The organism is Nostoc sp. ChiSLP03a, from assembly GCF_034531215.2.
Lineage (GTDB): Bacteria > Cyanobacteriota > Cyanobacteriia > Cyanobacteriales > Nostocaceae > Nostoc.
In genome coordinates this window covers 63,889-77,661 of record NZ_JAVRBQ020000127.1, presented here as the reverse complement: position 1 = coordinate 77,661, position 13,773 = coordinate 63,889, and the positions used below count along the sequence as shown (strand labels likewise).

10 protein-coding genes and 1 pseudogene are annotated in these 13,773 nt (G+C 41.8%); 7 read left to right on the top strand and 4 right to left on the bottom strand.

Going from position 1 to position 13,773, the window contains the following annotated elements:
• The first annotated feature begins 15 nt into the window (after positions 1 to 15).
• The 4 genes from RMY32_RS20895 (at position 16) to RMY32_RS20880 (ending at position 4,639) form a co-directional block, all read left to right on the top strand.
• Positions 16 to 483 (top strand): DUF2141 domain-containing protein, encoded by a 468-nt coding sequence (locus RMY32_RS20895; RefSeq protein WP_322709224.1) that lies wholly within the window; start codon positions 16 to 18, stop codon positions 481 to 483.
• A 203-nt stretch (positions 484 to 686) separates the two neighbouring features.
• Complete coding sequence (locus RMY32_RS20890; protein WP_322709223.1) at positions 687 to 1,946, top strand: glycosyltransferase family 2 protein; 1,260 nt, start codon at positions 687 to 689, stop codon at positions 1,944 to 1,946.
• Between the two features lie 559 nt (positions 1,947 to 2,505).
• Positions 2,506 to 3,783 carry a glycosyltransferase gene (locus tag RMY32_RS20885; RefSeq protein WP_322709222.1) on the top strand — a complete coding sequence of 426 codons (1,278 nt, stop codon included), beginning with the start codon at positions 2,506 to 2,508 and terminating at the stop codon, positions 3,781 to 3,783.
• Between the two features lie 211 nt (positions 3,784 to 3,994).
• A complete protein-coding gene (locus tag RMY32_RS20880) occupies positions 3,995 to 4,639 on the top strand; it encodes a hypothetical protein (RefSeq protein ID WP_409883608.1) in 645 nt (214 codons plus the stop codon).
• A gap of 76 nt (positions 4,640 to 4,715) precedes the next feature.
• On the opposite strand, the gene RMY32_RS20875 is transcribed toward RMY32_RS20880, so the two are convergent.
• From RMY32_RS20875 to RMY32_RS20865, 3 genes are all read right to left on the bottom strand, one after another.
• Positions 4,716 to 5,234, bottom strand: a complete 519-nt coding sequence (locus RMY32_RS20875) for a DUF2085 domain-containing protein (protein WP_322709220.1) — start codon at positions 5,232 to 5,234, stop codon at positions 4,716 to 4,718.
• Between the two features lie 42 nt (positions 5,235 to 5,276).
• On the bottom strand, positions 5,277 to 7,388 hold the full coding sequence (locus RMY32_RS20870; RefSeq protein ID WP_322709219.1) for a TIGR00300 family protein: 2,112 nt from the start codon (positions 7,386 to 7,388) through the stop codon (positions 5,277 to 5,279).
• Between the two features lie 607 nt (positions 7,389 to 7,995).
• Positions 7,996 to 9,513 (bottom strand): DUF1565 domain-containing protein, encoded by a 1,518-nt coding sequence (locus RMY32_RS20865; protein WP_322709218.1) that lies wholly within the window; start codon positions 9,511 to 9,513, stop codon positions 7,996 to 7,998.
• A gap of 231 nt (positions 9,514 to 9,744) precedes the next feature.
• Here RMY32_RS20865 and RMY32_RS20860 point away from each other — a divergent pair, with 231 nt between their 5' ends.
• The gene (locus tag RMY32_RS20860; RefSeq protein ID WP_322709217.1) at positions 9,745 to 12,246 is read left to right on the top strand and encodes a hypothetical protein; all 2,502 of its coding nucleotides are present in this window, start codon (positions 9,745 to 9,747) and stop codon (positions 12,244 to 12,246) included.
• Between the two features lie 215 nt (positions 12,247 to 12,461).
• On the opposite strand, the pseudogene RMY32_RS20855 reads toward RMY32_RS20860, so the two are convergent.
• A pseudogene (locus RMY32_RS20855) lies at positions 12,462 to 12,620 on the bottom strand (hypothetical protein); the annotation flags it as partial.
• A 314-nt stretch (positions 12,621 to 12,934) separates the two neighbouring features.
• Here RMY32_RS20855 and RMY32_RS20850 point away from each other — a divergent pair.
• Together RMY32_RS20850 and RMY32_RS20845 are read left to right on the top strand one after the other, a co-directional pair.
• Entirely contained in the window at positions 12,935 to 13,471 is a 537-nt protein-coding gene (locus RMY32_RS20850; protein ID WP_322709216.1) for a GNAT family N-acetyltransferase, read from the top strand.
• Positions 13,449 to 13,631 (top strand): hypothetical protein, encoded by a 183-nt coding sequence (locus RMY32_RS20845; protein ID WP_322709215.1) that lies wholly within the window; start codon positions 13,449 to 13,451, stop codon positions 13,629 to 13,631. Before RMY32_RS20850 ends, RMY32_RS20845 begins: the two co-directional genes overlap by 23 nt.
• Positions 13,632 to 13,773: the final 142 nt, after the last annotated feature.

Here is a 13,773-nt window from a genome sequence, read left to right as displayed (position 1 = left end):
CTTGATTACAAAATTATGCTGAAACTATTTCAACTATCTCATGTTTTGCTTGCTACTTTAGCAAGCATCAGTTTTGCTAAAACAGTGAACGCAGAGCCAACTGCAACACTTAATGTTGTAGTAAATGGAATACATCACAAAAAAGGTGAGATTTGCTTTCGAGTTTATGCAAATGAAAAAGGATTTCCAATGAGTAGTACTAGTGAAGCTCAAAGTGGCTGCGCTAAAATTACTGGCACTTCTGTAAAAAAAGAATTCTTCGGTTTGAAGCCTGGAACTTATGCTGTCGCTGTAGTTGACGATCAAAATGGCGATCGCAAACTCAATAAAGACTTTTTCGGTATTCCCAAAGAAGGTTTTGGAATTTCTAAAAATCCAACTGTCTCTATACAAACAGGTACACCAAAGTTTCGTGATGCCAGTTTTGTTGTCAACAAAAATACAACAGTGACCATCATCATGAAATATTCACTTGATTCGTAAAGGTGATTGGGGACTGGGTACTGGGGACTGGGTACTGGGGACTAGGGACTCCTTGTTTAGGAAATACTTCTGATTTTCAATCCCCAATCCCCAATTCCTAATTCTCAATCCCCAGTCCCCAATTCCTAATCCCCATTACCCCTTATCCCCAGAGGGGGCCCCACCTTCCCCAATCCCTCATTCTGTCGGAGACTAAAAATTTAATGGAAGATTTGGCAATATTTCTGTCTAAGTCTTTGACGGGTTGGCTGGTTATTCAGGTGTGTTTTACGCTTGTCTTTATATGGTATCTGCGCTCGTCTAAAAAAAATTTATTACCAGACGATCAGCTACCCAAAACAGCAGTAATTCTTTGCTTACGCGGAGCCGATCCGTTTTTGCCTAGATGTTTGCGATCGCTCCTAAATCAAAACTATCCACAATATGATTTAAAATTAATCGTTGATAGTCACGAAGATCCCGCTTGGAAAATTGCTAGTGAAACCATCACTGAGCAAGAAGCAACCAACGTTCAAATCAGCCCTTTGAGAATAGTACGCAACACTTGTAGTCTCAAATGCAGTTCTTTAATCCAAGCTGTCCGAGAGTTGGACGACTCCTACAAGGTGGTTGCTTTAGTCGATGCTGATACTATAGTTCATCTCAATTGGCTACGAGAATTAGTCAGTCCTCTAGGCGATGCGAAAGTAGGCGCAACAACTGGCAATCGGTGGTACGTACCAACAGGTAGGTATTGGGGTTCTTTAGTGCGGTACGTCGGCAATGTCTCCACAGTAGTGCAAATGTTTATCTTCCAGATTCCTTGGGGTGGAACTTTGGCTGTGAAAACAGAAGTACTTCGCCAAACAGAACTGCTAGATAAGTGGGGACAAGCTTTAGGCGAAGATTTTATGATGCACGACATCCTGAAAAAACATGGTTTTCAGGTAAAGTTTGTGCCTTCGCTGCTAATAGTCAATCGTGAAGAGATTGATTTATTCAACTTAATAGATTATCTCAAGCGCCTTATCCTTTTTTCTCGACTGTATCATCCCCGTTGGTTGGCTCTTGTAAGTGAAGCTGTTTCTAGCATTTTGTTTCCGACTCTACTGTTCGTGTTAGTTCTAGAGTCGTTGTTAGAGGCAAAATGGGAAGCTGCGGCTCTGTTGTTAGGCTGCTATGGAGTCTATACTGTCGCCTTACTCTTGATCATGCTGGTGTTGGAATTAGAGATACAGCGAGTAGTTCGCTCTAATGACCAGGCGATCGCTAAATTATCAGCTGCTACAATCATTAAAATGTTAATTGGGATTCCCTTAACACAGTGGGTTTATGGGTTAGCGATGCTATCATCCCTGTGGACATCAACAGTCACCTGGCGCGGTGTCAGCTATCGCGTGCAAGGGCCTTGGAATGTCCGCTTAGTGGAATATCGCCCTTATCAATGGTTGGATCAACCGATTAATAGCAAGGTTTCTCTTTGAATTAAATCGATAAATCTCAACTAGGGCATGAAAGTTATTACATTAAACATTCCCTAGTCTTCAAATTGTATTATCTTATATTTAGTAGAACTATATTAGCTATAACCCTTGTAAAAATATACGTTTTTACTTGTTGATTACCAAAACGTATTGACATTTTTTACAAGGGTTTAGACAAATATATTAAGGGGAATTTTGACTTAGCCTTTTGGATGTTTGGATAGTTTCGATTCAAGTTTATATCGGGGTTTGCAATTGAGTCTAATACAGACCTAACCCCCAACCCCTTCCCTACTAGCTTTGGGGAGTAAACCTCAAAGCCTCTCTCCTACAAGGAGAGAGGAATGGAAGTGAGGTCAAAATCTATTGCACACAAACTAGAAGCACTATAAACATCTACTTCAAAATCGACAATTTCAGCTATTTAACAATGCGTAAATCCTTAGTCTAGTTGTATTAGTGGGAATTTCTGAGCCAAATAATCAGGATGTTCATCAAACATTTGCTGCGTAAATCCTAAGTTAAAAACCAGCAATTTTGTGAAATATTCCCCTTTATTATGACTAAGCAAAAACTTCGCATTGCACTGTTTACAGGGTTGTACGCTCCTTTCTTAACTGGTGTTTCCGTTGCAGTACACCAACGAGTTCGTTGGTTGCTAGAGCAAGGACATGAGGTTTTTTTAATCCATCCGCAAATCAACGATCGCTACCCCAAAAATGTTGGCGATCGCCCCATGCCAGGTTTAGAAGAAATTCAATCTTTCCCCAATTTTTCTGCTTACGCATTTCCTACAGAACCACTACTATTCTATAAGTCTCTTCCTCAACCGTTGAATTATCGACATTGGAGCGATACCAAGTTGCTGGAGAAATTTCAGCCCGATATTATCGTGGTTGAAGAAGCAGCCCAAATGAGAGGTTTATACTCATTTTTCTTACAAGGTTATGGTCGTCCAATCGGCACTCAATACGCAAAACGAACAGGCACGCCAATAATATCACTCTTCCATACAGATATTGTTGCGTATATCAAATATTACTTTGGAGAGCGATTTTTCAATTTGGTTCGTCCCATCGTTCCCGTTTTAGTCAAGCAATTTAGTGAGTCTTATGACTTCAATTACTTTTCTTCTAAAGAACAACTGACTAAATACGAAGAACTGAAATGCCAGCGCGCTGAATACGTCGCTTATCAAGGTATCGATTGCGAAAAATTTCACCCGCGAAACATTTGTTACGATCCTATTCCTAACGATAACCGACCAACTCTGTTGTTTGTCGGACGCATTACCCCGGAAAAGAATGTCAACCAATTGCTTGATATCTTTCCAGTCATAGCTGCGAAAATTCCTGATGTCCATCTGGTAATTGTTGGTAGTGGCCCGCTAGATGAAGAGATCCGCGAGCGTGCTAAAAAGTTTGGATCGGGTATTACTATATGGGGTGAGTCTCACGGTACAGAACTTCTAGGTTGGTTTGCTAGAGCGGATGTTTTTGTCAATCCCTCCGTCACCGAGAACTTCTGCACGACAAATAACGAAGCATTAGCATCTGGAACTCCTCTGGTTGCTGTTGTTGCACCTTCAACTTCAGAACAGGTATTTCCTGGTCGGAATGGCTTCCTTGCCCAACCTAACAATCCTACAGATTTTGCCCAAAAGGTAATTGCGATTTTGGAAAATCCCGGTTTGAAAGCAGATATGACTAGACACGCTCGCCCCTCTATACTCGAGTTTGATTGGTCAGCGTGTATGCAGAAATTTGAACACAAACTTTACCAAATCGTTGAAAGAGCGCAGAAGGTGAAGGTAGGTACAAGCAGTATAAGAGGATAACGATCGCAAATATGACGATCGCTAGTATTCTAAATACTAGCGATCGTTTATCCTGAGCAGTACAATTTTTGTGAAAAATTCTGTAAAATTATCATAAATTTTCAGTGAAATTACTGCTATAACTTTTAACAAATATGTTACTTGCCGTATTATCTTGATGTCATACTACGGTTAAAAAGTAATTTTTATGACATACGCACAGAAGTTATCAGTGTCTCTGCTTGGATCAGCTTTAATTGCCTTGGGCACAGGGCAAATAGCACAAGCAGTATTATTAGTTGAATCAGAGTCAGCAGTGGTAAATCTTGATGCTCAAGAAGTAACATTCACTGTAAACTTTAATAGAGTGCCAGATTTTTTCACAGTCGATCAATTTGATAGACAAGCCGATTCTTTTCAATACTATATTGACCCGAGTGGGGAATTGCCTATTTTTAGACCGCTCTCTGCCTATAGTAACCTTTCTTCAATTATTCGCGGAGAAGAAATTAATGTTGCAGGTGACATTCGGATACGTGATGTGTTCTCAGTTGGGTCATTTGAACCAAATTCAGGAGGTTGGGGTAAGATTCGGGGTTCAGTACCATACAGCCTTGATGGCACTGTGCTGAAATTTTCAGCACCTCTGCAATTTATTGGTGATTCAGACGGTTTGTTTAGCTACCAATTGCTTTTAACTGAGTTTGGCGGATCTTCCGATAGTGTAGAGAATAAGTCTACTATTGCCAGTGTTCCCGAACCTAATTTTGCATTGGGTGCATTAACTTTTGGAGCCTTAAGTGTAGGTTTACGACGGAAACGTAAACATAAATTAGCTCCTAGTCCTGTAAATCAATACGATTCAGTTAAGGCTTAATTCCCTAACCCATTAAAAAAGAGGAAACTATACCAATAATGTTCAGTAGAGACGTTGCAATGCAACGTTTCTACAATTAACGTAAACTAGTTTTAGCACTATGCCACTCGTGCAAAATCGGCATAGTAAACAATCCCCACGCCAAACCCGTAGTTAACCCAAAAGGCGTAACCAGATAGTTATTAAAATTCCACAAACCGAAAATCTGTGCTGCTAATTCCAAAGGATAAGCCATCATCAGCACACTTGCGATCGCCACACCACTCCAGCCATACTGACTTAACCAGTAAAATCCTTTACCAGCAGTTACGCCGTACAACAGACGAGTAATTAGCAAACCCGTGACAGTGCCGTAGCAGCGCATACACACAGCCATAATAAACGGTGGTGCTAAATCTAACCCCATCTCTGGTTGCGGACAGACATGATTACCCATGAAATAAATGATGTCCGCAATTCCAGGAAGCAAAGACACTCCAGACGCAGCCAAAAAGGGAGCAATCGGCGGGCCAAAAACCATCCCTACCAACAAGAAATCAGCTATAAAACTTACCCAATTAACCTGCAACTCTTCACTAAAAGCTACTCTTGTCATCTTCCTTTCTTCGCGCCCTTTGCGTCTTCGCGGTTTATTTTCTTAACGTACCTTATTTACATAAGGACTTGTTAACTTATCCAACTGCTGAATCAACAGACTCAAGAATAACCCTACATCTGTCACCACACCCACTGATTCTACAGAACCGCGATCGCTTAACTTAGTCACTACAGCTGGATTAATATCGACACATACCATTTTCACACCCGCCGGGGTCATATTTCCCACACCAATGGAGTGCAGCATCGATGACAGCATTAAAATCATCTCTGCACCTTCTAGGTGTTTGGCATATTGCTCTTGTGCTTGAATCAAATCCATTACGGTATCAGGCAAAGGCCCGTCATCCCGAATGGAACCCGCAAGCACAAAAGGTACATGATTGTGGACGCACTCATACATCACGCCACTTTTAATTGCTCCCGCCTCCACAGCTTTGGGAATGCTGCCATGACGACGGATACTATTAATTACCTTGAGGTGATGGCGGTGTCCTCCATGTACGGCGACACCCCGCTTCATGTCTACACCCAAGGAAGTGCCCATGATATTTTGCTCGATGTCGTGAACTGCGATCGCATTACCACCCAGCAGTGCTTGTACATATCCTTCTCGAATCAGTTGCGCCAGGTGTTCGCCGCCACCAGTGTGAATTACCACAGGGCCAGCCGTGACAACTACTTTACCACCAGCATCGCGGATTTTACGCAATTCCCAAGCCACTTGCTCAACGACTAATTCCACGCGCCGTTCGCTAGAAACTCCCGCCGACATAAAGCTGAATTCTTGGGTGCTGCGGAGTTCCCGCGATTCAGTTTTGCGGATGGTGCGAATACCTAAAACATCTACAATTACCTGTTCGCCAACTTTTAAATCACGGAGGATTTTACATCGAGCAACTAAACCTGTGGGAGTTTCAGTAATGGCGATCGCGCCATCCATCCGCTGATTTTCTACCTTCACCCACTGACTATTAATTCGCACTTCCGTGGGATAAATTGTACTGACGTAGAAATCATCGGGCGCAACGCCATCTTGAATTACTGGCTCTAGTTTGGCATCTCGCTCATCATGGGGTAAATCTACAGCACCCAAATCAATCAATCGGGAGATAATTTCTTCCATCACCTCATGGGATGGTGCTGATACCCTCACCTCGGCGGCTGAAGTACTTTGCCGTTGTTCTCCCAAGTTGAAATTCAGGACTTTGAAACTTCCGCCAGCATCTATAATCAAATCCAAAGCACGGTTAATTAAGCCAGCATCTAGCAAATGTCCTTCCATGCGAATGACGCGGCTTTCTACCGAGACATTGGCATGAATTTCATCCCTAACTGGTTCTGTAACCCGCAAAGTTAAGCATTTAGCTGCACCACCAGCTTTGAGAAATTCCGTAAGTGGTGTTTCCAACACTTGGAAACCTGCATCCTGAAGGCGGGTTTTCAAAGCATCACTCGTCTTGTTCATGATGACGATGCTATCCACATTCACCGCATTACAAGCGAAGTTGACTGCATCAGCCTCTTCAATTGCAATTCGCTTTTCTGGTGCGACTCGCATTTCAATTAAGCGATTGGAGTAAGAATCAAAAGCGCCGGGATAGTATAGCAAATAGCCATTTGCTAAGGGACAAAAACAGGTATCTAGATGATAGAAACGTTCGTCTATTAATCGCAGGGATAGCACCTCAATATCCAGCCATTTAGCTAGATAAGGGTGAGAATCTAATTCCGAGCGGAAACCGTATCCCGCCCATAACCAGCGTCCTTCTCGATCCAGCAGTGCGTCTCCTGCTCCCTCAAAGGGCAAATCTTTGGGAAGTTCATTGACTGTATAACCATTTGCCTCAAACCATTGCTTGAAGAAAGGCTCCTCTCCCTGACGTTCTTTGTGCAAAAAGCGACTGAGGACGACATTATCGCCCAGAACTAAGCCAGCGTTGGCAGTAAAAACCAAATCAGGCCAGCCTTTTTCAGGTGGTACTAAATCTACAATGGCGTGTTGTTTGAGGATTTGATGTAGTCCCTGCCACTGTTCCACGGCGCGATCGCGCGATGACTTGTGAATATTCCCTTCCATCCAAGGATTAATCACATAGTCCACATCGTAGTGGTCAGGAGGGCACATTAAAAAGCGAATCCGGGAAGTCATAAAAATCTTACAAGCGTTTTATATGCTACAAGCTTACTTTGAATACAGACTTTTGTTTTTTTACAGGTAAAATCTGCTACTAAAGCATCTATCTTTTGATAGTTGAAGACTTTATCAAGCCTTCGCTCTCAATTCTATTACTGGAACATGGTAATAATACCAATTCAAAATTCAAAATCAAGAAAGCCTGATTTAATTTAGGTTTCCAAGAAAGTGGGGCCACTGGGGGCGTATTAGAGGGCGAAGCAACTAGATCGAATTCATCGGCATTAGCACCAAAATCTTTGTCAAATGCTCTGAAATTCACAGTCTATAGTATGCTATTAACAAGCAACTAACCACTATGTTCGGCAAGTAAAGTTAAGCGAACGATTTTCCCAGCGTTCGCTTTTAACTTTCACCAACACCCGTGGCTTGAATAGCACGCTTGTTAAGCTGAAGGGTAGGTAGCATAAGGATGCTCCAGAGGCAGAGGTATGCAGAGGGCATGAAGAAGAGACAAGGTAGACGAAGAAGAGAGGGGGAAGACTTGGGAGAGAGTTGTTCAATAATTCCCCCTTGTCCCCTTGTCCCCTTGTCCCCTTGTCTCCCCTTCCCCCCTGCCCCCTCAAGCAGTCACTATATAAGACGAATCGATTGCTGCTACACGCCCTGCATCTACCAAAGCTTGATACACTATCGCCGCTACCTCACCGCGTGTAGCATCGCGGGTAGGATTGAGTTGTTTCAGGTTTGGGTAATTGACGATAATTTCCTTGTCTATAGCTTTTACTACCTCATCCTTGGCATATTCAGGAATCTTGGCTTGGTCATCGAAAACTTTGATAGTTGCCGTACCATCACTAGATAACCCCAATCCATTCACCAGAGAGACAATCACTTGCACGCGCTGGATATTTTTGTTGGGACTAAAGGTATTGTCGGGAAAACCAGAGAGAAATAAACCCTGATATGCCTGCTGAATTACCTTAGATGCCCAGAAGTCTGCTGGTACATCTTTGAATTTGATCGCTGCACGGCTTGGTGGTGGGTTGAAAGCTTTTACCACTATTGCCGCGAATTGTGCCCGTGTCATTGTCGCATCGGGTTTAAATGTGCGATCGGGAAAACCATTAACTATCCCCAATTTGACTAATTCCCGAATAAACCCACCTGCCCAATGATTAGCAATATCGGTTAATTCAATAGCAGGGGTTGGAGTTGGAGTTGGAGTTGGCGTTGGAGTTGGCGTTGGCGTTGGAGTCGGTGTTGGAACCGAACTATCTGCAAACTCTATGTTTCCGGTAACTTTAGACGCATCTATTTTATTTCCTAGAGAAATCAGCTTGTTGGAACTGACATTTTGCAAATCAAATTTACCGTTATTGCGTAGAGTATTGCCCCCCGGATTATTGATACTGCCGATATCCGGTAGAGCAGTTCCAATCACTGTGATCCCATCATCAGTATTATTTTCACAGACATTATTACGTAATACGGGACGAGCGCTACCAGAGATGACAATCCCAGAACGGTTTTCATAAATTCTGTTATCTCGAAGGATGGGTGATGCAGTATCGCTAATGGCAATGCCAAAACCTGTTTTAGAGTAGGTGTTATTTTCGATTTGACCTTTAGAATTTTTAGCGATCGCAATTCCATTAGCTGCATTCTCACTGAACACATTACCTAGAATCACTGGGTTAGCATCGCCTGTAGCAAATACTCCCTCCCGCTTATTGTTGATGAAGGTGCTATTAGCAACAGTAGGGGCAGTTGATTCAATCCAAACACCACTACCACGACTAGCCAAATTTGTTACAGTCACTCCTCGGAGTTCAGCTTTATCTAGCAGTACAAATGTGACATTCTGACCCGCAAAAGTACGGCTTAGGTAAGTACCACTTCCTTCAATCAAAATGCCATTGCCTTTATTGGTTTCATTACCCACCACTGTCACACCAGATGGAACTGTTAACGGAAAGACTTCACCGCTAGCAGCATTGTAATTACCATTTGCTAGTTGAATTTTGGTATCAACAGTAGCTACCTTCAGGGCTTGCGTAATAGTTTTGAAAGGGGCTTGTTGAGTACCTGGGTTGGTATTGCTACCTGATACTGGATTTACGTAAAAAGTTTGAGTCATATTTATACTTTAATAAAATACATAGCTATCCTAGCGCTAACCATGAAAATGAGTAGCGGTCGATGCATTAAGTAGCTGAAATTACTGAACAGTACAAAGTTAAAAAATTATGCAAACACTTCTGGTGTTACAATACGTTCGCTCTGAGTGACAAACAAATCATAAATGAAATTCCAAAGACTCCACAAAGCTACCTTACAAAGTCACCAAAGACCCCAAGAAATATCCAAGTTGACACCTCGATACTTTCCTATCCAGAGTAAACAGACATCAAAGAAGCCTCTCACCCAAGAACAAATAGATAATCAAGCCTTCCAAATTCAAAAAATGGAGGCTACAAAATTAGAGATCCAGGCAAAATATGGCACGATAACGCCAGAAGGACAGGAACGCTTGGGTGTATTGCAAGCTAAGATGAATAACTTCTGGATGCAGAAAAAAGAAAGTAGCAAGAATCAGCCTAACCTGTTAGAAATCCCTGATTTATTTACAAGGCGTGAAACACATTTAGCACAACAAATTCAGCCACAACTTACAATTGGGCAACCTGAAGATAAGTATGAGCAGGAAGCAAATAGGGTAGCCACAGATGTCGTAAGCCAAATGCATGAACCGCAGAGTAAGGATATTCCTATTCAGACGGCTTCTAAACTAAAACATCAGGTTGGTGTAAGCGATAAGAGAACAGCTTCAAGTGAATCGGGTAATGTAGTAAATACAGTAGATGGGATACAGGGTAAGGTAACTCAGACAGATGGAGATGTTATCCAGCTTCTTGGCGTTCAAGATATAATTAAAAAGTTTCAACAGATAGGACAAGAAAATAAAGTTTCAACTGACTCACAACCGTCGCTGAGTGATATAGGCGTTAAAGATAAGATTAAAAAGTTTGAACAGATAGGACAAGAAAATAAAGATTCAACTGACTCACAACCGTGGCTGAGTGATAAGAAAAAACCAACAACAGATCCGATAGCGAATAAGTCTATCAAAGCAGAGGAAGAGACGCAACAGTTAGAAACCGAGTCTGGATCGAGCATTGATACAGATTCACAAGCCTCAGATTTTCGACCTCAAGAATCAAAGGAAGAGGTGAAATCAGAAGATGAAATACCAAGTACCTCTTCTGAATCAGAAACAACCTTATTTGATATCAATCGAGAGGTTGAGAAAAATTTAAATAAAATAGCAGACTATCTTTTTTCGGAATATAAAAAAGAAAAAGAAGAGAATCCAGATAATTTTAGATCAAAACATGATTTTCAACTTGACTACGACGATATAATGCAATTTTCACCAAAATTAGTAACTGATTTACTGTCAAGAAAAATCCAATATGGAATCACTAAAATTACTCCTTTAAGCGATGAAGAAATCATAAAAATTATAGAAAAAACTAAGGAAAAAATTAAGTTAAAAAAAGAAAGTGAACAGTTAAGAAAAGACCATAAAACTTTCATAACCAATATTAAATTTAATTCATTTACTGTATATCGTAGTGATAAAAAATCTCCTAAACTAACTCTAAAATATCATCTAAAAGAAACTCAAGATATTCTTGAGCGTGGAGATATTACAGAAGCACGAAAAAAAATACCTGATTTGCTGCAAAACCCTAATAAGGTTGTCTCTCGCTTGAGTGATGATGAGGTTCGAGGTCTCATGCAAAAGTTTCTATCGCAGCATCTCAAGAAGTCAACGAACATAAACATACTAAAAAGCAAAGTAGAAGAGCAAACTAAACCAGAGATACCAGAAAGCAAAGTAGAAGAGCAAACTAAACCAAAGACAACCGGGAAAGAACGCTGGAATAAACTGAAGAAGATAGTAAGAACAGATTCATCTTTACCTCAAATAAAAGGTAAATCTAAAAGTTTAAATTTTATGAGACTCGACCACGAGGAAAATTATTGGTTAGAGGCGTGGGATGCACTGCATCGACCTGCTTTTAAATTAGGACATGAACATTATCACAACTGGATGAAAGAGACTGGAATCATTGAATGGCTGAATGAGCAAGACGAAAAAGACAAACAGATAAGAACGGCTTTTGAAGAGCAAAAACAACTAGAGGATGGCGAAACAAATTTTTGGGAGTGGAAAGCAAAATCAAAGTATGCTGGGAAATCTTCACCACCTCCCACTACAGAGTCTTTCTGGGATTACCTAGATCGAAAAAAAATCGAGATTCCAGGAGTCAAATACCTGGAGTCGGAAGCAGAGCGCAGACCAAGAGGAGTCACGATTAGCGGAGGTAAATGGATAGATGCCTTTGGAGATGACCTTAGCTCAAAAGGTATGATAGCTCTTGGTGCACCAAATAATGGAAATGATTGGATGATTTTTGTTCTTAGCCCTGATGGAAAGTTCTATGCTGATGCCCATAAGGAAGGGGAATATCATCATTCAAGTGCTTTAGCTGGCATCCCAGTTAAAGGTGCTGGTGCCATTCAGGTTATAAATGGCAAACTTGAAGCGATCACAGATAAAAGCGGTCACTATAAGCCTAACATGCATCAGATGTATACGACTTTAAAACATTTGGAAAAATTAGGTGTAAACCCTGAAACTTATATGGTCTATACAAGAGATTTGGGGGACATGCAAGGTGACAAATGGATTGAAAAATATGAAAACAGTGATGGATTCAAAGAATACCGCAAACAGCAGCAAGAGAACGTAAATACAATAGAGCAGAGAAGAAAGAGGGAAAAAGCCTCACGGGGAAAGTAGTAGTTATAGCAGTTGCCAGGTAGGTTAGTAGAGAAACTGAACGTCAAACCCCGATAGCAAAAGACTTTTAAGCCTGTTGCCTATTCTTTGTTACCTGCTATAGTTTTGAGAACTGTACTTGGTTCACTGATGATAGACGAAAACTCCCTTTCCTACAAAGTCAGGGAGTTAGCAAAGTTGTATATTCTCTTCAACTGAAAAAGCCTGTCTTCCTATTAATACGGCCACTTCCAGTCCCGAATTTCCGGCATATCATCGCCGTACTTATCAATATATTGCTTATGTTCGATCAATTTGTCTTGCAAATGCTGCTTGACATAAGCTGCCCTATATCCCAATTTTGGTACGCGCTCAATTACGTCCATTACTAAATTACTGATTCCCAGCCTCCAGGCTGGGAACCCATTCTGGGAGACTCTGCCTCCAGTAGCTTGACAAGAGGCAGAGCCTCTTTTAGATACATTCCCAGACTCCAAGCTGGGAACAAGACAACACAAGCCTTTAGGCTTTTCTTACTGCCATTCATTACTTTGAGATTTTTGACGCGCGAATTCAATCAGTAAGATGTGAAAATTACAACGGAGATCGAGAGTGAACCTTGGGGTGAAAGGTTCTTTCAAGTTACAGACCCCAACGATGTCGTGATTCAACTCATCCCGTGAATCGCCGAAAACATAGGAGAAACAGTATGAACTATGCCCCACCACCTGCGATAAAGATAAACCTCCGCCCTGCTAGCTTTGCTGATTTGGATTTATTGCGCCACTGGGATGAGCAACCTCATGTAGTTAACTCCGATCCTAACGATGACTGGGGCTGGGAAGTACAACTTGAACGCACTCCCGAATGGAGAGAGCAATTGATTGCTGAAATTGATGGTCGTCCCATCGGATTTATTCAGATTATCGATCCAGCACATGAGGATAGCCATTACTGGGGTGATGTGACGGCGAATCTTCGTGCAATTGATATCTGGATTGGGGAAGAAACTGATTTGGGTAAAGGCTATGGAACACAAATGATGCGGCTTGCACTTGCTCGATGTTTTGCCGATCCCCAAGTGACGGCTATACTTATCGATCCGCTAGCCAGTAATACCCGCGCTCACCGCTTCTATGAACGCTTTGGCTTCAAATTTATCGAGTATCGACGGTTTGGTGACGATGAGTGCTTTGTTTATTGCCTGAGTCGAGCAGATTGGCATGGTGAAAGTGAAATTAGCTGAATCACCAGATGAGGAACAATTCAATCAACGACCGCCCGAATTCAATCAACGACCGCCCGAATTCAACAAACGATCGCCCGAATTCAATCAACGACCGCCCGAATTCAATAAACGATCGCCCGAATTCAACCAACGACTGTTTGAATTTAATATAACGTGAGTTCGACAGACCTTTCGCGGACAGCCTCCCTTTCCTAAAAAGCGAACGCGTAGCGTCTGGGTAAGGAGAGGGAGGAGAACGAGAAAAGAAAAGTTTTTGCTTCCCTCTCCTGGTAGGAGAGGGGCTGGGGGAGAGGTCAAAA